Consider the following 22,819-nt stretch of genomic DNA (forward strand, 5'->3'; position numbering starts at 1 on the left):
ATCGGCGGAGCTGACTGTAAGGTCCCCGCGTGACGACGATGCTTGCGCTTATCGGGTGCTCCACCACCGACGGGGAGCCGGGGATCCGCTCGGCGCGGGTTCACGCTGACGGGGCAATCGAGCCATGCGGAGCGCTCGCGATGGAGTCACCCTCGTGTGTCGTCTGGCACCCGAGACTGCCGGTCGCCTACGCCACGAACGAGACGCTCGCGGGCGGTATCACCGCCGTGACCGTGGCGGAGTCCGGCGCGATGGAGGTCATCGGGACGGCCCCGACCGGCGCAACGCCGTGTCATGCCGCCGTAACCCGCGACGGCCGATGGCTGCTGACGGCCGACTACCTCGGCGGCACCGTCTCCCTCGTCGCGCTCGCGCCGGACGGACGACCGCAGGCGACGGTCGACCGCGTGCAGATGACTGGTTCGGGTCCACACCCCGAACGGCAGGATGCCCCGCACCCGCACATGGTCGCTGTGGACGTCGCCGGTGAGAACGTGCTCTGTGTCGACCTCGGTACGGACCGGCTCACCTCGCTGGCGATCACCCGCGACGGCCGGTTGGAGCGACGACACGCCTGGGTGCTGCCTCCGGGAACCGGCCCCCGCCAGGTCGTCTCCCACCCGGGCCGGGCCGGGGTGCTCGTGATCGGGGAGCTGTCGGCGACGCTGCTGCACCTGAACCTCGAGAAGCGAGGCGACTCCGACGGGGTCGCCGACGAGACCGTCGCCGAGGTGATCTCCGAGGTCCGGACGACGGCCAGTCACGAGACCACCTATCCCGCACAGATCGCCACGACCGGTGAGGGCGCCCACGTCGTCGTCTCCAATCGCGGGCCGGACTCGCTGGCGGTGTTCGACACCGGATCCGCATCGCTCGTTCGTGTCGCCGAGACGCCTGCAGGGGTCAGCTGGCCACGCCACTTCGCCGTGGTCGGCGGCTACGTCCTCGTCGTCGGCGAGCGCTCCGCTGCGATCGCCTCGTACGAGTTCGGGGTCGCAGGGCAGCTCGGTGCACCCACGGGCCGGCTCGCGACCCCGGCGCCGACCTGGATCGCGGTGCGCCCGGCTTAGAGACTCGGCGGATGGAGATCACAGCCTGGGATTCCCTTGTTACATAGGTATGCCTTACCTTTGTTAGGTGGACACCAACCCGCGCGCACCCGAGCTGACCGCTGACGGCGTCTGCGCGGCGTACGGCTCGGCCGTCGTGGTCGACGACGTGAGCATCGCTCTCGTCCCCGGCCGCGTCACCGCGCTGATCGGTCCGAACGGCAGCGGCAAGTCGACGCTCCTGCGGACGCTCGCCCACCTGCACAAGGCGTCCGCCGGCCAGATCACGCTGTGCGAGGGCGAGTCCGTCACGGACCTCAAGGCCAAGGAGCTCGCCACCCGTCTCACGCTCCTCTCGCAGTCGCGCTCGGCTCCCGGCGGCGTGACCGTGCGGGAGGTCGTCGCGTACGGCCGTCACCCGCACCGTTCACGGTGGGGCGGCGGCGATCCCGACGGGCACGCGATCGTCGAGCGCGCGATGGAGATGACCGGCGTCACCGAGCTCGCCGGGCGCGGGGTCGACACCCTCTCGGGTGGACAGGCGCAGCGCGTCTGGCTCGCGAGCTGCCTCGCGCAGGACACCCCGGTGCTGCTGCTCGACGAGCCCACGACGTACCTCGACCTCCGCTATCAGGTCGAGCTCCTCGACATCGTCCGCGACCTCGCCGACGAGCACGGCATCGCCGTCGGCATCGTCCTGCACGACCTCGACCAGGCGGCCGCGGTCGCCGACGAGGTCGTGCTGCTCGTCGAGGGCAGGGTCACCGCGGTCGGCACCCCGCAGGAAGTGCTCACGACCGAGCTGCTCTCACCCGCGTACGGGGTCACCGTCGACGTGCACGTCGACCCTCACGACGGCCACCTCCGTACCCGCGCCCGTGCGCGCCACCACGCTCGTCCCACCATCGCCGTCACCCTCTGACGGCGTACCCCCATCGAAGGAGAACCCAGGCCGTGAAGCCCACCCGTACCCTGCTCGTCGCGTCCGCGGCAGCCCTCACCCTCGCGCTCGGCGCCTGCGGCACCACCGAGGACGACGCCGACGCCTCGTCGGACGGCGGCGAGAAGATCACCATCACCGACTCGCGCGGCAAGAAGGTCACGCTCGACGGCCCCGCCAAGAAGGTGGCCTCCACCGAGTGGAACACCGTCGAGTACCTCATCTCGCTGGGCGTCCAGCCGACCGCGGTGTCCGACATCAAGGGCTTCAAGACCTGGGACAAGTCCGTCGAGCTCGATGACGACGCGACCGACATCGGCACGCGCGGCGAGCCGAGCCTCGACACCCTCGCCAGCCTCGACCTCGACGCCGTCTTCGTCACCGACCAGCTCGTCGGCGACGCGATCGAGCAGATCGAGAAGACGACCCCCGTCATCGTCGTCCCGGGCGGCGACGCGAAGGATCCGCTCGGCCAGATGTGGAAGAACGTCGACCTCGTCGCGCAGGCCACCGGCACCGAGGACGAGGCGAAGAAGCTCAAGGAAGACTTCGACAAGAAGCTCGACGAGACCAAGAAGGCGGTCGACGAGGCCGGTCTCGCGGGCAAGCCGGTCGCGTTCAGCGATGCGTACGAGGCCGGCGGCGCGGTCTCGGTCCGTCCGTACCTCGACGGCTCGCAGCTCGGCGCGCTCCTCAAGGAGCTCGGCTTCGCCAACCCGTGGACCAAGATCCCGGGCATCGAGGGTGACCCCGCCTACGGCCTCGGGACCACCGACGTCGAGGGTCTGACGAAGCTCCCGGCCGACACGCTCTACTGGTACATCGGCAACGAGGGCGAGGCCGACCCGTACACGGAGGCGCTCGGAGAGAACAAGGTCTGGACCGGTCTGCCGTTCGTCAAGGCCGGCAACGTGACACGTCTCCCGGACGCCATCTGGATGTTCGGCGGACCCGCGTCGATGAGCGACTTCCTCGACGCCGTCGTCGAGACCGTCCAGAGCTCCTGACCTCCCGTACCCACCCCTCGACATGACGCTCACCGCCGAGCCCGCCGCCGCGGACTCCCCTGACCTCCCGACGCTCGACGCCGAGCCGAAGGCGTCCCTGAGGCTCGTCCTCGTGGTCGTCGGTCTGGTCGTGCTCGCCGTCGCACTCGCGGCCGTGCACGTCGTTCAGGGGACCGCGACGGTCGGGTTCGGCGATCTGTGGGCGTGGGTGACCGGCGGCGCCTCGGAGCAGGCGTCGGCGGTGATCGTCGACTCCCGGCTGCCACGCGTCGCGGCGGGGGCGGTGGTCGGCGTCGCGCTCGGCGCGGCTGGCTGCGTCATGCAGTCGATCTCGCGCAACATGCTCGCCTCACCCGACACGCTCGCCGTCAACGCCGGCGCCTACCTCGCGTTGACGGCCGCGGCGACGGTGGGCCTGCCCGGGATCCTGCTTGGGGACCTGGTGCTTGCGTTCCTCGGTGGGATGGCCGCGGCGGCGGTCGTGTTCGGGCTGGCGGGCACCGACTACGGGACCGTACGCCTGGTGCTCGCCGGCACCGTCGTCGCGATGGTGCTGATGTCGGTCGCGACGACGCTGATCATCCTCAACCCGATGGAGGCCCGCGGCATCCAGGCGTGGGAGTCGGGAGTCGTGAGCCAGAACGGCTTCGACGCCGTGCGGCTGATGGCTCCGGTGGTGCTCGCGTGCCTGGCGGTGCTCATGTTCTATGCGCGGCGCCTCGACGTGATGGTGCTCGGAGACGACGCGGCACGATCGCTGGGCGTCCCCGTACGGCAGACGCAGCTCGTCGTCCTCGTCCTCGCGGTCGTGCTGTCCGCGGCGGCGGTGACGCTGACGGGGCCGATCGGCTTCGTCGGGCTCGCGGCACCTGCCCTCGTACGGTTGGCCGCGCCGGTGGTGCCGGGCCTGCACCGGCATCGGGTGCTCGTGCTGGTCTCCGGGCTGGCGGGTGTGGTGATCGTGCTCGCCGCGGACGTGCTGATCCGGGCGGTGGTCGGCGCGCAGCGGGCGGTCGAGGTGCCGACCGGTGTCGTGACGTCGCTGCTGGGTGCGTTGGTGCTCGTGTGGTTCGCGTACCGGCTGCGTGCGTCGCGCCTCGATGACGCGTCCAACGCGCTCGACGTCCGGGGGCTCGGGGCGAAGCATCCGTGGGTGCTGGTCGCCGTGCTCTCGGTGGTGCTGTTCGCGCTGTGCGTCGCCGCGGTGCTGATCGGCGACCGGACGTTCCTGCTCGGTGACCTCGTCAACTGGGCGACCGGCAACGCCGGCCCGATCGTGACGAACGTGATGGGCGCACGGGTGCCCCGTGTCGTCGCGGCACTGCTGGCCGGTGTCGCCCTGGCGGTGGCGGGGACGGCGATCCAGGGCGTCACGCGCAACCCTTTGGCCGACCCGACGATCATCGGCGTCGCCGGTGGTGCGTCGGTGGGTGCGGTCGTCGTGGTGACGCTGGTGCCCCTGGCGTCGTTCTGGGCGCTCGCGGGCGCGTCGGGCGTGGGTGCGCTCGTGGCGGCGGCGATCGTGTTCGGGTTGGCGGCGCGCGGTGGCTTTGCGACGGACCGGCTGGTGCTGGTCGGCGTCGGGGTGTCGTTCGCCGCGAAGGCGATCGTCTCGCTGCTGATCGTGACGACCGATCCGTGGAACGCGTCGAAGGCGCTGACGTGGCTGGGTGGCTCGACGTACGGGCGGTCGTACGAGCACCTGGTGCCGTTGATGATCGCGATCGTGGTGCTGGTGCCTGCGGTGATGGTGGGCTACCGCTATCTGGACCTGCTGTCGATCGACGAGGACACGCCTCGGGTCCTGGGCGTACGGCCGGGGCCGGCGCGGTTTGCGCTGCTGACGTGCGCGGTGCTGCTGACGGCGACGGCGGTGGCAGCGATCGGGCTGGTGGCGTTCGTGGGGCTGGTGGCTCCCCACGCGGCGCGGTCGCTGGTCGGGCGGCGGCACCTGCGGGTGATCCCGGTGGCGGCGCTGCTGGGCGCGATCTTGCTGGTGCTGGCGGACCTGCTCGGCCGGACGGTGGCGGCGCCGACGCAGCTGCCTGCGGGGTTGTTGGCTGCGCTGGTGGGGGCGCCGTACTTCTTCTGGCTGCTGCACAAGAGCCGGCGCAAGGTGTAGCCGCGGCCCTGGTTGGTCGAGTAGCCCGGAGCGCCAGCGGAGGGCGAGACCACGCCACCGTGTCGAACGCTTCCGACCTGACGGGCGGGAGCGAATCTCGCGTTTCCCCAAAATGGCCCACCAGGTTCAGTAGGTTCACGCTCACGGATCCTGGAAGGCACCCCCCATGTCGCAACTGCCACCTGCCGGTTGGTATCTCGACCCGTTTCGACGATTCCAGCATCGCCATTGGAATGGCGAACGATGGACCGAGCATGTGGCGTCGAACGGGCGTCAATGGATCGATCCACCTGCAGGTTCGGCGCCACCGGCCGCGGTTCAACACATGCCAGCCCTTTCCCCATCTGCCCCCGTACGCCCAGCCGTGCCGACTGCGGCGACCCAGCCGGCCGTGAGCACCCAGACGACCAAGAAGGTTCAGCAGCAGGTCCGGAAACTTGGCATCGTCGGTTCGGACGGAGTTGCTGACTCAGCGCTGTTTGATGAGCCCGTTCTGGTGATCAACCAGAAGGGGAAAATCGTCGAACTGCGTGCCGAGTACGCGGTCTACGACCAGGACGGGCGCCAACTCGCTGCTGTTCGAGGAAAGCGGATGTCGAGCCGACTCCAGATCATCGACATGGGTGGCCGAACCCTCCTCGACCTGCGGCGTGACGCTTCGTTCGTCAGCTCCAAGGTTGTCGTAGCGGGCCCGACGGGCGCCAAGATCGGGCGCCTCGTTCCTTCCGTGAGCTTGGGCCACATTGACCGTGCCTTCAAACTCGAAGGGGCCGACAACACCCCGATCGGTGGCGTGTACGCGGAAGATCGAAGCCGCCAGCGGAATCGCCAGAGGGAGTTCAACGTCCAGGACGGGAGCGGTTCTGTCGTCGCCCAGATCAGCAAGACACGTGCCGGGTTGGCCAAGGAGATGTTCACGAAAGGTGACAACTACATCGTCAGCATTCCAGGGCCGATGGTTGATCCGCTCCGATCACTGACCATCGCGGCGGTGCTCGTCATCGACGCTACCTACCACCAAAGCTAGGCGGAGCAAACGAGTCCATCGCGTGATCGACGAAGGACTTCGCTGTCCTACGGCTAGGCGCGGGCAGGTGCCCGAAGATTCGGGATCGTTCGGAGGCCCAGCGGACTACCGTTCTGGGATGAGCACGTCGATCACAGTGCGTCTGGACGATGAGGTCGTGCACTTCGTCGACGACCTCGTACGGCGGGGTGAGGCGTCGAGTCGATCCGCAGTGGTGGCGCAGGCGCTCAAGCGGGAGCAGCGCCGCAAGCTCGCTGAGCGTGATGCCGCGATCCTTGCTGCTCCGCGGGAAGACGCCGAGATGGACGGACGTGCAGAGTTCGCCGGCGACGCGTCGATGGACGATCTCGACTGACAGTCGGCAGGATCGGGAGACAGATCCCTGAACGGGCCGGGACCACACCCCCGTTGGCCCCGGCCCGCACTGGTCGGTCGATCAGGCGTGGGAGGAGTTGCGGCGCTTCGACCACTGCCAGATCAGCAGAGCGATGACGGCGCCGATGATCGAGCCGATGATGCCCGCCGGCTGGAAGAAGCCGTCGTCGGCGTCCTTGTGGAACAACAGGTAGCCGAGCATGCCGCCGATGAACGAGCCGATGATGCCGAGCACGATGGTCGCGACGATGGAGAGGTCTTGACGACCGGGCACGAGGAGTCGGGCAACGAAGCCGGCGATGGCGCCGACGATGAGGATGGTGATGATGAGTCCGAGCATGAGTCTCCCTTTCTTCGAGAGGCCGACTGTTGCGCCCTCTGCCCACTACGCAACCACCCCTAGGAGGGGTGTGGCACACCCCTAGGTGGGTTAGCGTCGAGTCATGAGCAATGGAGGCCGCCCCATCCAGGTCGCCCTGGTGGACGACTACGACGTCGTCGTCATGGGGGTAGCCAACATGCTCGAGCCGTACCGCGACCGCGTCGTGGTCGCCGAGCTGGACACGAACATGTCTGTCGAGGACGGCGTCGACATCGCGCTGTACGACTCGTTCGCCCAGCCGGAGTCCGATCGCGAGGAGATCAAGGCCCTCATCGACAACCCACGTGCCCGGCGAGTCGTGGTCTATACGTGGAGCTTCCACCCGGACCTCCTCGGGGCAGCCCGAGATCTTGGAGTGCACGGCTATCTGTCCAAGGCGCTCACGGCCCGAGAGCTCGTCACCGCCCTCGAGTCCGTGCACGCGGGCGAGATCGTGGTCAGCCCTCCAGCGCCCAAGGTCCGCACCCAGCGCGGTGACTGGCCCGGGCGCGGCGAAGGCCTGACCGATCGAGAGGCGGAGATCCTCGCCCTCATCACCCAGGGCAAGAACAACGCTGAGGTCGCAGCCTTGACGTACCTCAGTCCCAACACCGTGAAGTCCTACATCCGCGGGCTCTACCGCAAGATCGACGTCGAGAGCCGGACCCAAGCAGTTCTCTGGGGTGTGGACCACGGCTTCTTGCCCGACAAGCGCCGCATCGAGCACTGGCGAGGCGGTCCCTGACCGCGTCCGCCGTCACGCAGGCGCGGAATCACCAGCCGCGTCACGGGACAGGTCATCGACCGCCGAGTGGTCCGCTACTGGGCAGCGGGCTCATGGGGTTTTCTCCTCGATCGGTCGGCGGGCCCGGATCGCTGCGTCGTCGATACCTTGAGTCGGTGACCTGAGGCTCCGGCGTACGACGTGACCGGCGCTGGTCACGACAGTCATCGCAGGCACGTCCTTGGCGACGACCGTGCCGGCGCCGACGACGGAGCCGCGCCCGATCGTCACGCCGGGAGCGATGGTCGCGGACGCCCCGATCCACACGTCGTCCTCGACGACGATCGGCGCGTGGGTGAGGAAGTCGAACCGCTCGGTGACCTCGACGGGGTGCCCGCCGGTGGTGAGGGTGACGTTCGGTCCGACGAGGACGCGGTCGCCGAGCGTGATCCCACCGAGGTCGAGGAAGTGGCAGCCCTGGTTGATGAAGACACGCTTGCCGAACGTCGCGCCCAGGCCGTAGCCGCAGAAGAACGGCGGGTAGATCGTGACGGAGGCGGGCAGCGGCCGCCCGAAGATCTCGCCGAGCAGGGCGTTTCGGGTGTCGAGGTCGTTGTGTGGGAGGACGTTGAGTCGCGAGGTGAGCTCCATGACGACCTGGACGCGCTCCGCGAAGGCGCGGGAGGCAGGCGTGCTGGTTGGCATGCGTCGCTCGTCGAACATGCGGTCGATGCTCGCACGTAGGGCTGACAGGCTTCGCACGACGAGTTAGTCGGTGTCGCCGGTCTGGGTCTTCGACCCTACTCAAATGGTCTTGTGCCGATACGTGGCGCCGCGCACGCTGTGGAGCAATTTCAACGTGGACAGCAATGCAGGGGGATCCATGAAGAAGCGATTGAAGGCCGGTCTGGCGACAGCAGGGCTCGTGGCAGCGGCGGGTGTAGTCGGGGCCTCACCGAGTGCTGCAGACACCTGCTGGAACACCCGGGACGTATCCATCGGCGGCGGCCAGTCGCACTACACCATCAGCTGCGACACGTACGGCTACGTCACCGTGGCTGGGTGGCTGAAGGACACCAAGGCCGACGGCAAATGCATCCAGGTCAAGGCCATCGCCAATGACAGAACGTACTACAGCAACAAGGCATGCCCGAAGGGTGAAGTCGAGTACTTCGAGTGGACGAAATACGTGCCTTCCTCCCAGGTGTACGTCTATACCTTCTCGGTCGGCTAACAACCCGAGAACGGATTGAGACGGCGATACGGCGTGGCCGCACCGCCGTCCTTACGAAAGATCCGGACGTATGGTGAGCCGTGGCACCCGGGTCGTGGCTGTGATGGGTGCAGCCAACGACGGCTCGCTGAGAGTCCGCGAGCTCGACGAGGACAGCGTCATGGCGACGGAGACATTACCCACGTAGTTCTTCGGTCGACGTTCACCAGGCTCGACTCCCCATGGCAGTCACCAGCCCAATCGTGATGGGCGGGGGTATCGAGACGCCCTTAACCTCTCGCACACACGTGCATCCGCCGCCATCATGTGCGGATGACATACGAGCGCCTCTGGGAACGTCTCCTCGAGTACCTCAACACCTGGGGAACCGCAGTCGAGACCGCTCCTGGACGGATCCAGATGTCGTACGAGGTCGACGGCGTTGCGCGGCGTGTCGAGATCGTCATGCGTCCCGACGAGTGGGAAGACTTCGCAAGCAGCATCTGGGGCAACTTCGACGCCGCCGCCCATGATGTCCACCGGATGATCGTGGAGGCGCCGGCCGACATGCCTTTTCGCGTCTACGGGACGTACGAGCTTGTGCCGTCAGCGACGTCAGAGCTCCCGATCGACCCCGACGATCTGGAGATGGATGAGCTGGCGCGCCAGCACCCCGAGGGCTTCGGGCGCTGGGTCGTGACCGACGGTGCAGGCAACGTCCTGGACGAGCTGGGACCCGAACCGGACTGACGGTCTGACACAACGTCGATCTCCGTCGGCGCGGCTACGAGGCGAGCTGCCTCCACTGCCCCTCGGAGACGACGTCGACGGTGCCGCCGGTCACCTTGATGGCGGTCTGGTCGTCGATCGCGTACGCCGGACCCGCGATCTCGATCGCCCATCTCTCGGCGCAGGCCATGGTGTTGTCCGGCTCCATGCCGAGGTGCGGGAAGATTGAGAAGTCGACGACCCCCAGCGTGCGGTCGTCGGGTGCGGACTCCCACTCGACGAATTGCGCACCGATGCGTGGCGTCAACGCCATGCTCCCCGCGCTCAGCCCTACCCAGACGGTGTCCCGCAGCGACGGCATGACATCCGCCAGACCGGATTGCCGCATCCAGTGGGACAGGTAGCTCGCGTCTCCGCCGCCCGCGAGGATGACGTCCGCCTCCCGCACCCAGGGCAGCCACCGCTCTTCGCCGACGCTGGGCAGCGCGGTCAGCTCGAGGACGCCCAGCGACTTCCAGCCCAGCCCGCACATTGGCAGCGGCGTCCGACCGGTGATGAAGCGCCACGCCGAGGGCGGCCCGCCCATGGCGTAGGTCGCCGTGGGGATGCAGAGGGCGTTGGCGTCGGCGATCGGCTTGCCCAGCAGATCGACCAGCGCGTCGCGGATGCTCGGGTTCGTGACGCCCGCGGAGGTGAGCAGGAGCTTCACGCGCGCCTCCTGTGCATAGCTCTCACGGCTTCCCTAAAAGTCCGGAGATCGGGTGCATGCAAGAACCGACTTGACCCCCGAGGGGAAATCATCGTCGTGGCGACCTACTTCGGTCGAATCCGTGTAGCCGGTCGAGTAGCCGGAACCGCCAGCGAAGTGTGATCGAGACATCGCCAGTTGGACACGATTGCGAGCGGGCAACTCTCCCAGGCTGGTTCTACTCGCTGGCAGCGAGGGCTTCGAATGGGGTCTCACCCACTCGCCAAACGTCCCACGCCTTATCCCGAAACGAGTCTTCATGAAGATGGAGCAGAGCGATCTCTGGTCCGTCCAGCTCAGCTGATCGCGGGCTGGTGACGATTTCACCCAGTCCAAATTCGATCACAAGCCCCGTTTCAGGCGACTCCTTGACTCCTGCAACTTCATGACCGATGAACGCGCACAGCCCATCGCGATAACCCGGGTCGCCGAAGTGGAGCACTCGGCGGCCGACTGTCACGATTGGCCAGACGTACGCCGTGAACACGGCATGGGAAAAGTCGAGCTGTAGATAGTCCCCGACAAAGACAACGGAGCCGAGTTCTTCCTCGACGAGCGCATCCAACAGTGACTGACCCATGGTCAGGATGATGTCATCCTGGCGGGTCGTGAGATCGAGAAAGTTCCTTCCCGTTGCTCGGCCGCCCATCTCACAGGCACCGTGACGGTCCGGGTTGTCGGCGCAGGGTGGTTTCGCGACGGACCGGTTGGTAGCTGGTCCGTAACCCAGAGCCAGCGTCGATCAGGCCACGGGCTAGCAGTCGCTGGAGATTTCACGTCCGACATCTGCGAGTTCGCTTCCGGCTAGGCACTGGAGCGAATATCCTCCCCCCATGAGTGACAGTGGTGGCCACCTCCCGGTCAAGAAGTTGCTGTCGAGCCTCGACGTCGGCTCGTCCGTCGCGGAGCACGACGCAGACCTTGAGCGCTACTTCGTGGAGACGGCGACATTCCGTCAACTCATAGAAGACAGGGGCGACATTGTCGCTGGAGATAAGGGCACGGGCAAGACGGCGTTGTACCGCATCCTCAAGGAGCGGTACGCCAAGATCCCCGAGTTGGCGAAGGTTGAGGTTATTCCAGCCTTCAATCCGCAAGGAACACCGATATTTCAACGGATCCTGGAGGCCGATACGCTCGATGAAGGCCAGTACATCGGGGTCTGGAAGGCTTACTACTTGTCCCTGGCAGGCAACTGGTTGCTCGGGGTGCACGAGGGTGACTTCACGCCCAGTATGGACCGCCTAGACAAGTTGCTCCAAGGAGTAGGCTTGCGGTCAACTGACGATTCGGCCAGGTCCGTGTTTGGGCAACTGGTCGAGGTCGTCAAGAAGTTTCTTCGTCCCAGGGCGGCCGAACAGTCGGTCACGTTCTCGCAGGACGGCATGCCGATCATCACTCATCGTGTCGAGTTCGACGATGACCCCGCGATCAAGGTCGAACAGGGCCGGGTGCGTCACGATGACGCGCTTCGCCTTCTGAATGATGCTCTCGAGGAGGCGGACCTCAAACTTTGGCTCGTGATGGACCGACTTGACGAGGCCTTTCAAGGTAAGCCCGAACACGAGCGCCCCGCGCTTCGTGCCCTCTTCCGTACCTACCTCGAGATGCTTGAGTTCTCGAACGTTCGAGTCAAGTTGTTCGTTCGCCGCGACCTATTCGCGCGCATGATTGAGGGTGGCTTTGTCAACCTCACGCACATCAATGCGCGTCGAATCGAGATCGTGTGGGATGAGGAAGATCTCTACGCACTTCTCTACCGTCGGATCACGGAGTCAGATGAGTTCGTTAAACTCCTTGGCATCGGTGATGGTGACGCGAACGCCGTCTTCGATATCGTCTTCCCGGACCAGGTGGATCAGGGGGACCGGAAGCCGAAGACTTGGAAGTGGATCATGTCCCGGGTTCGCGATGGAAACTACGTGCGCCCGCCGCGAAACCTGATCGACCTGGTGCTGAAGGCACAGGACTCGCAGTTGCGCGCCGAAGACCGAGACGCACGCACCTATTCACCCGGCACACCGCTTATAACCGGTGAATCGCTCAAGCGGGGCCTCGACGCCCTCAGCAAGCAGCGCGTTGAGGACACGCTCCTAGCGGAGGCCGGCGATAATGCGAAGTTGATCGAGCTCTTCCGCGACGGCAAGGCCGAACATAACACGGAGAGTCTTGCTGGGGTCTTCGGCAGCCACGCAACAGACGGCGTCAAAGTTCTACAGACACTTGGATTCATCGAGCAGACTGGTAGTACGTACAAAATCCCAATGCTCTACCGGTCAGGACTGAACATCACGCAAGGCCGAGCGTTCGCCAGCGCCACTGGTGGAACGCCCGAGTCAGAGGACGAGGACTGATCCGGGACCGTCCGTGAGGCGGCTGCGTGGGGGCGGCGGCCTCGATGCGCTAAGTCGCTGACGGGTTCGAGGGGTCGCGACCTGACGGATGGCGAGTCCCGGCAGGCGCCGCTGGTGCTCCGCATAATCACGCGGTCGACCCAACGACGCCGTGACCTGCCGAGGATACGCGCCACCCGCGACGAGCGCCGGGAGTGAGGTTGACTACAGGCGCGAGAGACCTCGCTATCCTTTCGGCGGCGCCGCGCACGCACCCGCATTGTCGCCCTGAACCGCAAACGTCACGATGCCCAACGTGAGGTTTTGGACGTCCTGTGAGCGAACGGTGAGCTGCCGCGCGATGTCAGTGAAGCCTGGCCTCGATCACGCCAATCGCCAAGGACCTGCGTGAGCAGATTCGAGTCTCCGCGCGTAGATCTGAGCCCGGCTTCCCTCGCCGAAAGCTGCTTGGGGAGAGTGCTGTATGTCCAGTCGGAGATCACGCCGGGTCGGTGCGCACGTAGTTGAGCGCCATGGCACTGACTCGCCGGTGACGCTTGAGCATCAGCACGTCCTAACCATGAGGTGTTGCCACGGATGGCCTCGGTCACGTCGACTCGCGGTATTAGGACGAACTCGCGAAATCGTTTTGCGGCTTGCTCCTTATCCTTGCCGGACTCGACGTACAGGCGCCCGCGGTGTATGACGAGGTGGCCAAGTTCGTGCGCCAAGTCCGGCAGACGTGGCGCCGACTTGTGGACATTCAGGAAGAAGACTGGCGTGGCCGTATACCGGAATAGGAATGCATCTATAGCTTGGGGAGGGCCGCCCGCCTAGTACACCTTCGCCCCCTTGGCCTCGATGAGTCGCATCAGGTTCTTCATCGGCGCGACACCGAGTCCCCAGGCTCCGCGGAGGGCTTCCGCTGCCTGTTCAGGCCAAAGTTTGTCGTCGGAGTTCGATCAGGTCCTGAAGTTCCGGGACTGCTGGCGCTGGTGATCGATAAGTCGCTTCAATCCAAATCTGATAGTTCGATGGCCAGATAGACTGCGCGCGGTCGCCTCGTCTCTCGTGGCGAGTCATGGCGACGCACGGAACTGGAAAGCATCGGAAGGCGGAAGACTCACAGCCAGGTGGTAGAAGAACTTGATCAGAAAGTTCAAGGCCCGCGTGAACGCGCGAACCATTTCAGAATCGGCGTCCTCTTCACGTTCTCAGCCTGAGACACGCAGGCGGGGTCTCGTGCCCGACGTGCTCGGCTTTGTGCGACCCAAGACGTATGAAGGACGAGGTCGCAGACAACAGCGCGGCAAGGCGGACCCTTTCGGTGTGGTCGCTTCCTGCCATCGTGAGGCGGAAGGACGGCGCGGCGGCAGCGTGCGCGGGCTCCCAAGACGTGAGCGTTGGCTAGTGTCACCGGCGTGGGGATCAACGTGCACCGGGGCGACCAGCCGGAGACGCTCGTGCGCGAGTTCGCCGCGATGCTGCGCGACGACCCGGCGGACGTGTTCACTCCCGAGGTCGTCGTCGTGCCCGCGCGCGGTGTCGAGCGGTGGCTGTCGCAGCAGCTCTCCCACGCGCTCGGCACCACAGCCGGCGACGACGGCGTGGCGGCGGGCCTGGAGATCATGGCGCCACAGTCGCTCATCAGCATGCTCCTCGGCCGAGAGCGCGACGATCCCTGGCAAGCGGACCGACTCGTCTGGCCGACCCTCGAAGCGATCGACGAGCTGACCGGAACCCCGCACTTCGACGCGCTCACCCACCACCTCGGCGCCGGCCCCGAGATCACCGACAACCCGCGCGCCGAGTGGGAGCGCAAGGCGCGTCAGTCGCGCCGGTACGCCGTCGCGCGCCGGATCGCTGGGCTGTTCGCCTCGTACGCGCGCGAGCGCCCCCACATGCTTGCCGACTGGGAGAACAACACCCCTTCCGACGGCGTGGGCGGCACGCTGCCCGACGACTTCCTCTGGCAGCCGATCCTGTGGCGGCGCACGGTCGAGCTCGTCCGCGAACGGCACAACCTCACCGAGTCGGTGACCGAACGCCACCGCCGCGTCGTCGACCAGCTGTCGTCGAGCCATACAGACCTCGACCTCCCGCAACGCCTGTCGTTCTTCGGCTACACCCGCCTCGCCGCAGCCGAGCGCGAGCTGGTCGTCGCCCTGGGCGCCTGCCGCGATCTTCACCTCTGGCTGCCGCACCCGTCGCCGCAGCTGTGGGCGGACCTCGACGGCCACACCTCCAAGGGAGCGCGCACCGACGACCGTACGGCCCGCCACGCCAAGCACCCGCTCCTCGCCACCCTCGGCCGCGACGTCCGCGAGCTGCAGGCGGTCCTCAGCACCGACGGCGTCACCGTCCACGACCCCCTCAAGCCGGAGACCGCGACGCAACGGACAGACCGCCTCGCGCTGCTCCAGGCCGACATCCGCGCCAACCGCGCACCCGACGAGACGCGGACCACGACGGCCGACGACTTCTCGATCCAGGTGCACGCCTGCCACGGGCCGGCCCGCCAGGTGGAGGTGCTCCGGGAAGTGCTCACCTCGCTGCTCGCCGACGGCCAGGGCGCGCTGCAGCCGCGCGACATCCTCGTGATGTGCCCGGACATCGAGACGTTCGCGCCGCTCATCCAGGCCACGTTCGGCCTCAGCCTCGTCCGGACGCCCGACGCGGGCCAAGACTCGTACCACCCCGGCCAGCAGCTCCGCGTCCAGCTCGCCGACCGCTCCCTCGGCGCGACCAACGCCCTGATCGACCTGGCCCACCGCGTCGTCGCGCTGGTCGCCGGGCGGATGACCGTCTCCGAGGTGCTCGACCTCGCGAGCCACGAGGCCGTACGGGCAAGGTTCGGGTTCGACGAGGAGGACCTGGAACGCGTCGGCCGGTGGGTCACCGACGCGGGCGTGCGGTGGGGGTACGACGCGGGTCACCGCGGCGAGTACCAGCTGGCCGGCCTCGACGCGAACACCTGGACCCGCGGCATGGACCGCATCGCCCTCGGCGTCGCGGTCGCCGCCGACACCGACGGCCCGTCAGCCGCGCGCGTACCCGTCGACGACATCGGCAGCCGCGACATCGAGGTCGTCGGCCGGTTCCTGGAGCTGATGGAGCGACTCAAGCGCGCCGCCGACACCGTACGTAGCACCCTCTCGGCGCGTGAGTGGATGCGCTGGCTGCACGACACCATCGAGGCGCTCGCCGACACGCCTCCGGACGAGCGGTGGCAGTTCGCCCAGCTCGACCGCGACCTTGCCGCGATCGGCGAGACGGCCGGCGACCAGACGACGCTGCGCCTCAACGACATCCGGGTGATGCTCGACCAGCGGTGGGGCGCGCGCCCGACCCGCGCGAACTTCCGCAGCGGCGCGATCACAGTCTGCACGATGGTGCCGATGCGCTCGGTGCCGCACAAGGCTGTGGTGGTGCTCGGCGTCGACGACGGCGTCTATCCGCGCTCGCCCGTGGTCGACGGCGACGACGTCCTGGCCCGCTGCCCGCAGGTCGGCGAGCGGGACGCACGCAGCGAGGATCGCCAGCTGCTGCTCGACGCCGTGATGGCGGCGAGCGAGCGCTTCGTGGCGATCTATTCCGGCTTCGACGAGCACAACGGCCAGCGCCGCCCGCCGGCCGTGCCGCTGCAAGAGCTGATCGCCGCGGCAGCCCGTACGGCGACCGCGCCCGGAGACGCGGACGGCGACACCGGCCCGAGCTTCGTACGGCACCACCCGCTGCAGGCGTTCGACGAACGCAACTTCCAGCCCGACGGCCCGCTGGCCGGCGGGACGTTCGACACCGCGGCGCTCGCGGGGGCCGAGGCGTTGCGCGCCTTCCGGGCGGACCCGCCTGCCAAGAAGGACTTCCTCGACCAGCCGCTCCCGCTCCAGCCCGTCTCCGCCGTCACGGTCGACGAGCTGGTGGCGTTCCTGCAGAACCCGGCGAGGGAGTTCCTGCGGCACCGCCTCGAGGTGACCGTCCCGCGGCAGGTGGACGAGGCGAACGACGCGTTGCCGATCGCCCTCGACGGCCTGGAGCAGTGGGACATCGGCGAACGCGTGCTGCACGAGGTGCTCGACGGCCTGGCGCTCGAGGACGCCCTCGACCGGGAGGTCGTACGGGGGAGCTTCCCGCCGGGCGCGCGAGGCCGGAAGGTCCGCGAGGAGATCGCGGGCAACGTGAGGGCAATCGCCGCCGACCACGGCACCGGCCAGCCCCGGTCCGCCGACATCCGGCTCGACCTGCCCGCCTCCGAGGGCGGCGGCACCGTACGGCTGACCGGCGTGGTGAGCGCCATCCATGACGACACCGCTCACGACACCGTGTGGGTACGGACGTACTCCACGATCAGCGCGAAGCACGTCGCGGCCGCGTGGGTGCGCCTCCTGGCGCTAGCGGCGGCCGAGCCCGAGCGCGAGCACCGCGCCGAGCTGCTCGGCAAGAGGGGCGGCCTCCGGCTCTCGTCACCCGGCCCGGAGGAGGCCGTGGCGCTGCTCGCCGACCTCGTACGGGTCCGGCAGTCCGGGATGCGGTTCCCGATGGGTGTCCCGCCTAAGACCGCGAGCGCGTTCGCCGCCGCGTACCGCAAGACCCGCCCCGGCGACCCGTACGGGTTGCAGCAGGCGCTCGACCGCGCCCGCAAGAGCTGGGAGGGCGACCACCGCTTCCCCGGCGAGAACGACGACCCGTGGTGGCGATTCGTTCTCGGCCCGCAGTCGCGGGTCGAGGCGCTGAACCGGCTCCGCAGCCTCGAATACTTCGCGCCGCGCATCTGGAACCCGATCCACGAGCACGGGGGTGAGGCATGAGCCCGACGAACGCCCCTGGGATGACCAGTTTCGACATCACCGCGCCGCTCCCGTCGGGGACGACGCTGATCGAGGCGAGCGCCGGCACGGGCAAGACGTGGACGCTGTCGGCGCTCGTCGTCCGGTACGTCGCGGAGCAAGGGCGGCCGCTCTCCGAGCTGCTGATCGTCACCTTCAGCCGCGCCGCCAGCCAGGAGCTGCGCGAACGCGTCCGGGCGCGCATGGCCGAGACGCTCACCGCTCTGCAACGCGGCGACGCCACAAACGACGTCCTGGTCGACCACCTACGCGACTGCCCCGCCGACGAGCTCGCGGCGCGCATCGACCGGCTCGCCACCGCCGTCGCCGACTTCGACACGGCGACGATCGCGACCATCCACCAGTTCTGCCACTACGTGCTGAAGGGCCTCGGCGTCGCCGGCGACTCCGACTCGTACGCCACGCTGGCCGACGACCTGACCGACCTGCGCACCGACGTCGTCGATGACCTCTATCTGGCCGAGCACGTCGCGGGCTCGACCCTCGACTACGCGCAGGCCAAGGCCGACGCGCAGATCGCGCTCGACAACCCGAGCGCGGTGTTGTCGCCCACGAACGCAACCGGACCGGTCGCGGCGCGGCTGGCGTTCATCGAGAAGGTCCGCGCCGAGGTCACGCGACGCAAGCGCCGGGCCGCGCTGCTCGGCTACGACGACCTCCTCACCGAGCTCGCCGACGCGTTGGAGGCCGACGACAGCCCGGCGCGGCGGCGGATGCGCGAACGCTGGTCGGTGGTGCTGGTCGACGAGTTCCAGGACACCGATCCGGTGCAGTGGCAGGTGTTCTCGCGCGCGTTCGCCACCGAGGACAAGACCCTCGTGCTGATCGGCGATCCCAAGCAGGCGATCTACGCGTTCCGCGGCGGCGACGTCGCCACGTACCTGCTCGCCGCCAAGACCGCGGCGACGCGGACGTCGCTGCCGACGAACTACCGCAGCGACGCGCCGCTGGTGGACGCGCTGCAGCTGCTGATGGCGAACGTCCAGCTCTCGCCGGACATCGTCGCCCACCCGATCACCGCCCAGCGGACGGCGCACCGCCTGCAGGGAGCGCCCGACAACAGCCCGGTGCGGCTGCGCGCGATGCTGAGCGACAAGAAGCTGGCGATCGGGTCGGTACGAGAGAACGTCTACGCCGACGCCGCCGCCGACATCGCCCGTCTGCTCACCTCTGGTGCCACGTTCGACGGCGCTCCCGTACGGCCGCAGCACATCGCCGTTCTCGCGTACGCCAACCGTGACCTGCACGGCATCCGCGCGGCCCTGCGTACGCACGGGATCCCATCCGTCCTGGTCTCCAGCGAGTCCGTCCTCCGTACGACCGCCGCCGAGTGGTGGCTGCACCTGATGATGGCGCTCGAGCAGCCGTACCGCGCCGACCGCCTTCGTCTGGCGGCGCTCACGCCGTTCCTCGGCTGGACGGCCGACGAGCTGGACGCCCGCGGCGAGCAGGCGACGGAGGCGATCTCTGCGCAGGTACGGTCGCTGGTCGCGGCGTTCCATCGCGGCGCGATCGCCGCCGTGCTGGACGTCGCGCGCAGTCAAGGGCTCGACGCGCGTGTGCTGTCGCAGGTCGGTGGCGAGCGCGACCTGACCGACATCGAGCACTGCGCCCAGCTCCTGCAGGAGCACGTCCTCGAGGGCACGGGTGCGCTGCCGAGCCTGGTCGCCTGGCTGAGGCAGCAGAGTGCCGACGGTACGGCGACCACCGCGGCGTCGCGGATCATGCGGCTCGACTCCGACGCGCTGGCCGTCACGTTGTCGACGATCCACGGCAGCAAGGGCCTGCAGTACCCGATCGTCTATGCGCCGTTCCTCTTCGACCACTGGATGAAGGACGACCCGACGCCCGCAATCATCCACCGCGACGGGCGCCGGGTGCTCTCCTTCGACACCGACGAGGTGAACCAGCCGGAGCACCGGTCGGAGGCGCTCGGGGAGAACATGCGCCTCGCGTACGTGGCGATGACGCGCGCCCAGTCGCAGGTCGTCGTCTGGTGGGCTCCCACCTGGAACACCGCCAACTCGGCCCTGCACCGGCTGTTGTTCGGGCAGGCAGGCTCTGGCGACGAGCTCTCGGCGCTGCTCGCGGCGCGCGTCGAGGGTGGCGGGGAGGTGGTCGTCCCCGCGGAACGGGTGCCACTGGAGGACGCCGCCGTCTCCGAGCACCTCCTGCAGACGTGGGCCGCGCACGGGGCGTTCAGCGTCACGCAGGTCGACGGCGATCGCAGCGCCCCCGAGGTGCTGGCCGAGCGGGTGACGGCACCGCTGACCGTACGACGGTTCGACCGCTCGTGGGTCGACCAGCTGTGGCGGCGGACGTCGTACTCGTCGCTGACCGCGGCCTCGCACGACGCGGGCGCGGCCACCTCCGAACCCGAGTCCGATGCGGTGGGACGTGACGACGAGGAACCGCTCACCGTCGCTGCGAGCGTCGCCGGTGTCGAGGCTGGCGTCGGCGCTGAGGTCCCCTCTCCGATGGCGCAGATGCCCGTCGGCACCACGTTCGGATCGTTGGTGCACGCGGTGCTGGAGGACGCCGACTTCCAGGCCGGCGACCTGCACCAGGAGCTCCTCACCCGGATCCGCGAACACTCGGCGTGGTGGCCGGTCGACGTGGACCCGGACGCGCTGGCCACCGCGCTCGAAGCCGTCTGTACGACGCCGCTCGGGCCGCTCGCCGGCGGCGTGACCTTGGTTGACCTGCCTCGTACCGACCGGTTCGCGGAGATGGACTTCGAGTTGCCGCTGGCCGGGGGCGACCGCCCGCACGCGAACGCGCGCTTGGGCGCGATGGCGCCGATCCTGCGCGAGCACCTCCCGGCCGGCGATCCGCTGCGCGCGTACGCCGACGCCCTCGACGGCGAGGAGCTCGGCGGCCAGGCGCTGCTGGGCTATCTGACCGGCTCGATCGACCTGACGTTCCGGCACGACGGCAAGTTCTACGTCGTCGACTACAAGACCAACTGGCTCGGACCGCGCGACGCCGCGCTGACCCTCGCCGAGTACGCACCCGCGCGGCTGGCCGAGGCGATGACGCACTCGACGTACCCGCTGCAGGCGATCCTTTACTCGGTCGTGCTCCACCGCTATCTGCGCTGGCGGCTCCCGGCGTACGACCCCGACCAGCACCTGGGCGGCGTGATGTACCTGTACCTGCGCGGCATGGCCGGCCCCGACACCCCACTGGTCGACGGGCACCCGTGCGGGGTGTTCTCGTGGCGCCCGCCGTCGGCGATGCTCGAGGACCTGTCAGCCGTGCTCGACGGTCGTACGCGGGAGGGGGCGTGATGACGGCGACGACCGGCGATCCCGCGGTCAGCGTCGTCGCCGAGGGGCGGCTGCGGACCCTGAACGAGGCGGGCTTCCTCGACGGTACCGACTGCATCGTCGCCACCCGTGTCTGTCGCCAGATCGGCGAAGAGGTCGGCGGTGATGCGGCGCTCGCGCTGGCGTTCGCCGTACGCGCCGTCCGCGACGGATCCACCGCGCTCTCGCTCGGCTCCGTCGCGGCGCTCACCGCGGACGTGGATGAGGAGGATCTCGACAGCGAGCCGCCGACCGCGGGTGAGGCGGTCGAGCTGCCCGAGCCGGCCGCGTGGCTGGACGCCGTACGTTCTTCTGGCCTGGTCGCCGCCGGCGTGCTGCGCGTCGATCTCGGGCTGGTGTATCTCGACCGCTATCACGCCGACGAGCGGCTCATCGCCGACGCGTTGCGGGCTCGGCGGGCGGCTTCCGTGCGCCCGGTCGACCCGGCGGCGGTCGAGGAGGTCATGCGTGAGCCGGACCTGGACGAGGCGCAGAAGGACGCCGTGCGCGGCGTTGCCGAGCGCGCCACCACGGTCCTGACCGGCGGGCCTGGCATGGGGAAGACGCACACGATCGATCGCGTCCTCCGTGCGGTGAGCGCCGGTCGCGGAGAGGCTCTCCGCATTGGGCTCGCCGCGCCCACCGGCAAGGCAGCCGCCCGGATGAACGAGATGATCGACGCCGACCCGAGCCGCGCGTCGTCGGTCAGCCCGGCGGTGACACTGCACCGGCTGCTGGGCAGCCTGCCTGGGAGCAACCAGCGGTTCCGGCACGACTCGCGCAACCCGCTGCCCCACGACCTTGTCATCGTCGACGAGGCCTCGATGGTCTCGCTGAGCATGATGGCGCGGCTGATCGACGCACTCGCGCCCGATGCCCGGCTCCTCCTGGTCGGCGACCCTGACCAGCTGGCGTCCGTCGAGGCCGGTTCGGTTCTTGCCGACCTCGTACGCGGCCTTGAGGCTGACGGCAGCGTCGTCCGCCTGACGAAGAACCACCGTGTGGGCGGCGTTCGTGCGGACCTCGCCGTGGCGTTGCAGGCCGGCGACGCCGACGACGTGCTCAGCGCGGTCGACGTGGCGAGCGCGGACGTCGCGTTCATCAAGACCGACGCGCCATCCCTCGACCTGCTCCCGCAGGTCGTCGACCACGCCGTGCGGCTCCGCGAGCTCGCGCTGAGCGGCGACTCGGACGCTGCTCTCACCCATCTGGACACGCTCCGGGTGCTGTGCGCGCACCGTACGGGGCCCTTCGGCACCCGGCACTGGAACCAGCTCGTCGAACGGGCACTCGCCGAGCGCGCTCCCGAGGTGGCGCTGCAGACGATGTACGTGGGACGCCCCGTCCTGGTAACGCGGAACGACTACGGGCTCGGGGTCCGGAACGGCGATGCCGGTGTCATCGTGCGTGCCGAGGACGGCCCGGTGGCGGTCATCCAGACCGCCTCTGGTCCTCTGCGACTCTCGCCGTGGCGCCTGTCCGACATCGAGACCATGCACGCGATGACCGTGCACAAGGCCCAAGGGAGCCAGGTCGAGAACGTCATCGTCATCGTCCCGCCGCCGCGCTCACGGCTGCTCACGCGCGAGATGCTCTACACCGCCGTCACTCGCGCAGCCGGGCACCTGACGATCGTCGGAAGCCGCGACGCGATCGCGAACGCAGTCTGCACGACCGCCTGGCGATCCTCGGGCCTGGCACCGCGGCTGGGCATCTGACACGCTCCAAACCCGACGCGTGTCGAATGCCAGGAGCACCGACAGTAAAACCGCATAGTGGCGCTGCGGGACGCAGGCGTGCCAATGAGGAACTCCTGAGTGAGATCGGAACCCTCGTCTGTTCAAGATCTGAACACGGCTTAATCGGGGCAAACTGGCACCGCGTGAGCAGCATGGCGCGACACGAACGGAGCGCCTGCTGCGCCTCGCTGAGCAAGCGCCGCCTCCGGCGAGACGGCGAGGACATCGAGTTCTGGGGGTGCCGACCTGAACGCGATATGCCACGCGGTTCGAGCAGCGCACGCCGGGTGGTACTCG

General features: G+C 68.3%; 18 protein-coding genes and 1 pseudogene. 14 read left to right on the forward strand and 5 right to left on the reverse strand.

Features of this window, described 5'->3' with window-relative positions; genetic code table 11:
• Window positions 1-38: 38 nt before the first annotated feature.
• The 7 genes and pseudogenes from KV102_RS07565 to KV102_RS07590 all read left to right on the forward strand — a co-directional run bounded on the left by KV102_RS07565 (window position 39) and on the right by KV102_RS07590 (window position 6,500).
• Window positions 39-1,070, forward strand: coding sequence for a beta-propeller fold lactonase family protein (locus KV102_RS07565; RefSeq protein ID WP_255560793.1), 1,032 nt, complete (start codon window positions 39-41; stop codon window positions 1,068-1,070).
• A gap of 67 nt (window positions 1,071-1,137) precedes the next feature.
• Entirely contained in the window at window positions 1,138-1,971 is an 834-nt protein-coding gene (locus tag KV102_RS07570) for an ABC transporter ATP-binding protein (protein WP_220345789.1), read from the forward strand.
• 32 nt (window positions 1,972-2,003) lie between these two features.
• A complete protein-coding gene (locus KV102_RS07575) occupies window positions 2,004-2,996 on the forward strand; it encodes an iron-siderophore ABC transporter substrate-binding protein (RefSeq protein ID WP_220345790.1) in 993 nt (330 codons plus the stop codon).
• A 22-nt stretch (window positions 2,997-3,018) separates the two neighbouring features.
• Window positions 3,019-5,118, forward strand: a complete 2,100-nt coding sequence (locus KV102_RS07580) for an iron ABC transporter permease (RefSeq protein ID WP_220345791.1) — start codon at window positions 3,019-3,021, stop codon at window positions 5,116-5,118.
• 166 nt (window positions 5,119-5,284) lie between these two features.
• Window positions 5,285-5,398: pseudogene (locus tag KV102_RS19730) on the forward strand (DUF2510 domain-containing protein); the annotation flags it as partial.
• Between the two features lie 111 nt (window positions 5,399-5,509).
• Window positions 5,510-6,145, forward strand: a complete 636-nt coding sequence (locus tag KV102_RS19050) for a phospholipid scramblase-related protein (protein ID WP_308290257.1) — start codon at window positions 5,510-5,512, stop codon at window positions 6,143-6,145.
• A 118-nt stretch (window positions 6,146-6,263) separates the two neighbouring features.
• Entirely contained in the window at window positions 6,264-6,500 is a 237-nt protein-coding gene (locus KV102_RS07590) for a ribbon-helix-helix domain-containing protein (protein ID WP_220345793.1), read from the forward strand.
• An 81-nt stretch (window positions 6,501-6,581) separates the two neighbouring features.
• Here KV102_RS07590 and KV102_RS07595 read toward each other — a convergent pair whose 3' ends face one another.
• Window positions 6,582-6,860 carry a GlsB/YeaQ/YmgE family stress response membrane protein gene (locus KV102_RS07595; RefSeq protein ID WP_139084769.1) on the reverse strand — a complete coding sequence of 93 codons (279 nt, stop codon included), beginning with the start codon at window positions 6,858-6,860 and terminating at the stop codon, window positions 6,582-6,584.
• A gap of 103 nt (window positions 6,861-6,963) precedes the next feature.
• Between KV102_RS07595 and KV102_RS07600 the strand changes: the two genes are divergently transcribed.
• Window positions 6,964-7,626, forward strand: coding sequence for a response regulator transcription factor (locus KV102_RS07600; RefSeq protein WP_220345794.1), 663 nt, complete (start codon window positions 6,964-6,966; stop codon window positions 7,624-7,626).
• A gap of 90 nt (window positions 7,627-7,716) precedes the next feature.
• Here the strand turns inward: KV102_RS07600 and KV102_RS07605 are convergent, their stop codons facing one another.
• Window positions 7,717-8,310, reverse strand: a complete 594-nt coding sequence (locus KV102_RS07605; protein WP_255560579.1) for a sugar O-acetyltransferase — start codon at window positions 8,308-8,310, stop codon at window positions 7,717-7,719.
• Between the two features lie 70 nt (window positions 8,311-8,380).
• Between KV102_RS07605 and KV102_RS07610 the strand changes: the two genes are divergently transcribed.
• Both KV102_RS07610 and KV102_RS07615 read left to right on the forward strand, forming a co-directional pair.
• The gene (locus KV102_RS07610; RefSeq protein ID WP_220345796.1) at window positions 8,381-8,839 is read left to right on the forward strand and encodes a hypothetical protein; all 459 of its coding nucleotides are present in this window, start codon (window positions 8,381-8,383) and stop codon (window positions 8,837-8,839) included.
• Between the two features lie 312 nt (window positions 8,840-9,151).
• Window positions 9,152-9,568, forward strand: a complete 417-nt coding sequence (locus tag KV102_RS07615; protein WP_220343013.1) for a hypothetical protein — start codon at window positions 9,152-9,154, stop codon at window positions 9,566-9,568.
• 34 nt (window positions 9,569-9,602) lie between these two features.
• Here KV102_RS07615 and KV102_RS07620 read toward each other — a convergent pair whose 3' ends face one another.
• Together KV102_RS07620 and KV102_RS07625 are read right to left on the reverse strand one after the other, a co-directional pair.
• The gene (locus KV102_RS07620; RefSeq protein ID WP_220345797.1) at window positions 9,603-10,256 is read right to left on the reverse strand and encodes a Type 1 glutamine amidotransferase-like domain-containing protein; all 654 of its coding nucleotides are present in this window, start codon (window positions 10,254-10,256) and stop codon (window positions 9,603-9,605) included.
• Between the two features lie 217 nt (window positions 10,257-10,473).
• Window positions 10,474-10,875, reverse strand: a complete 402-nt coding sequence (locus tag KV102_RS07625; RefSeq protein WP_220345798.1) for a hypothetical protein — start codon at window positions 10,873-10,875, stop codon at window positions 10,474-10,476.
• Between the two features lie 253 nt (window positions 10,876-11,128).
• Here KV102_RS07625 and KV102_RS07630 point away from each other — a divergent pair, with 253 nt between their 5' ends.
• On the forward strand, window positions 11,129-12,649 hold the full coding sequence (locus tag KV102_RS07630) for a P-loop ATPase, Sll1717 family (RefSeq protein WP_220345799.1): 1,521 nt from the start codon (window positions 11,129-11,131) through the stop codon (window positions 12,647-12,649).
• Between the two features lie 281 nt (window positions 12,650-12,930).
• On the opposite strand, the gene KV102_RS19735 is transcribed toward KV102_RS07630, so the two are convergent.
• Complete coding sequence (locus KV102_RS19735) at window positions 12,931-13,440, reverse strand: ImmA/IrrE family metallo-endopeptidase (protein ID WP_220346288.1); 510 nt, start codon at window positions 13,438-13,440, stop codon at window positions 12,931-12,933.
• A 609-nt stretch (window positions 13,441-14,049) separates the two neighbouring features.
• Here KV102_RS19735 and recC point away from each other — a divergent pair.
• Genes recC through recD form a run of 3 tightly spaced genes read left to right on the forward strand, consistent with a single transcriptional unit; the run spans window position 14,050 to window position 22,501 of the window.
• Entirely contained in the window at window positions 14,050-17,436 is a 3,387-nt protein-coding gene (gene recC, locus KV102_RS07640) for an exodeoxyribonuclease V subunit gamma (protein ID WP_220345800.1), read from the forward strand.
• A gap of 20 nt (window positions 17,437-17,456) precedes the next feature.
• On the forward strand, window positions 17,457-20,765 hold the full coding sequence (locus KV102_RS07645; protein ID WP_220345801.1) for a UvrD-helicase domain-containing protein: 3,309 nt from the start codon (window positions 17,457-17,459) through the stop codon (window positions 20,763-20,765).
• Window positions 20,765-22,501 (forward strand): exodeoxyribonuclease V subunit alpha, encoded by a 1,737-nt coding sequence (gene recD / locus KV102_RS07650; protein ID WP_220345802.1) that lies wholly within the window; start codon window positions 20,765-20,767, stop codon window positions 22,499-22,501. Before KV102_RS07645 ends, recD begins: the two co-directional genes overlap by 1 nt.
• Window positions 22,502-22,819: the final 318 nt, after the last annotated feature.

The organism is Mumia sp. zg.B53 (assembly GCF_019550935.1).
Lineage (GTDB): Bacteria > Actinomycetota > Actinomycetes > Propionibacteriales > Nocardioidaceae > Mumia.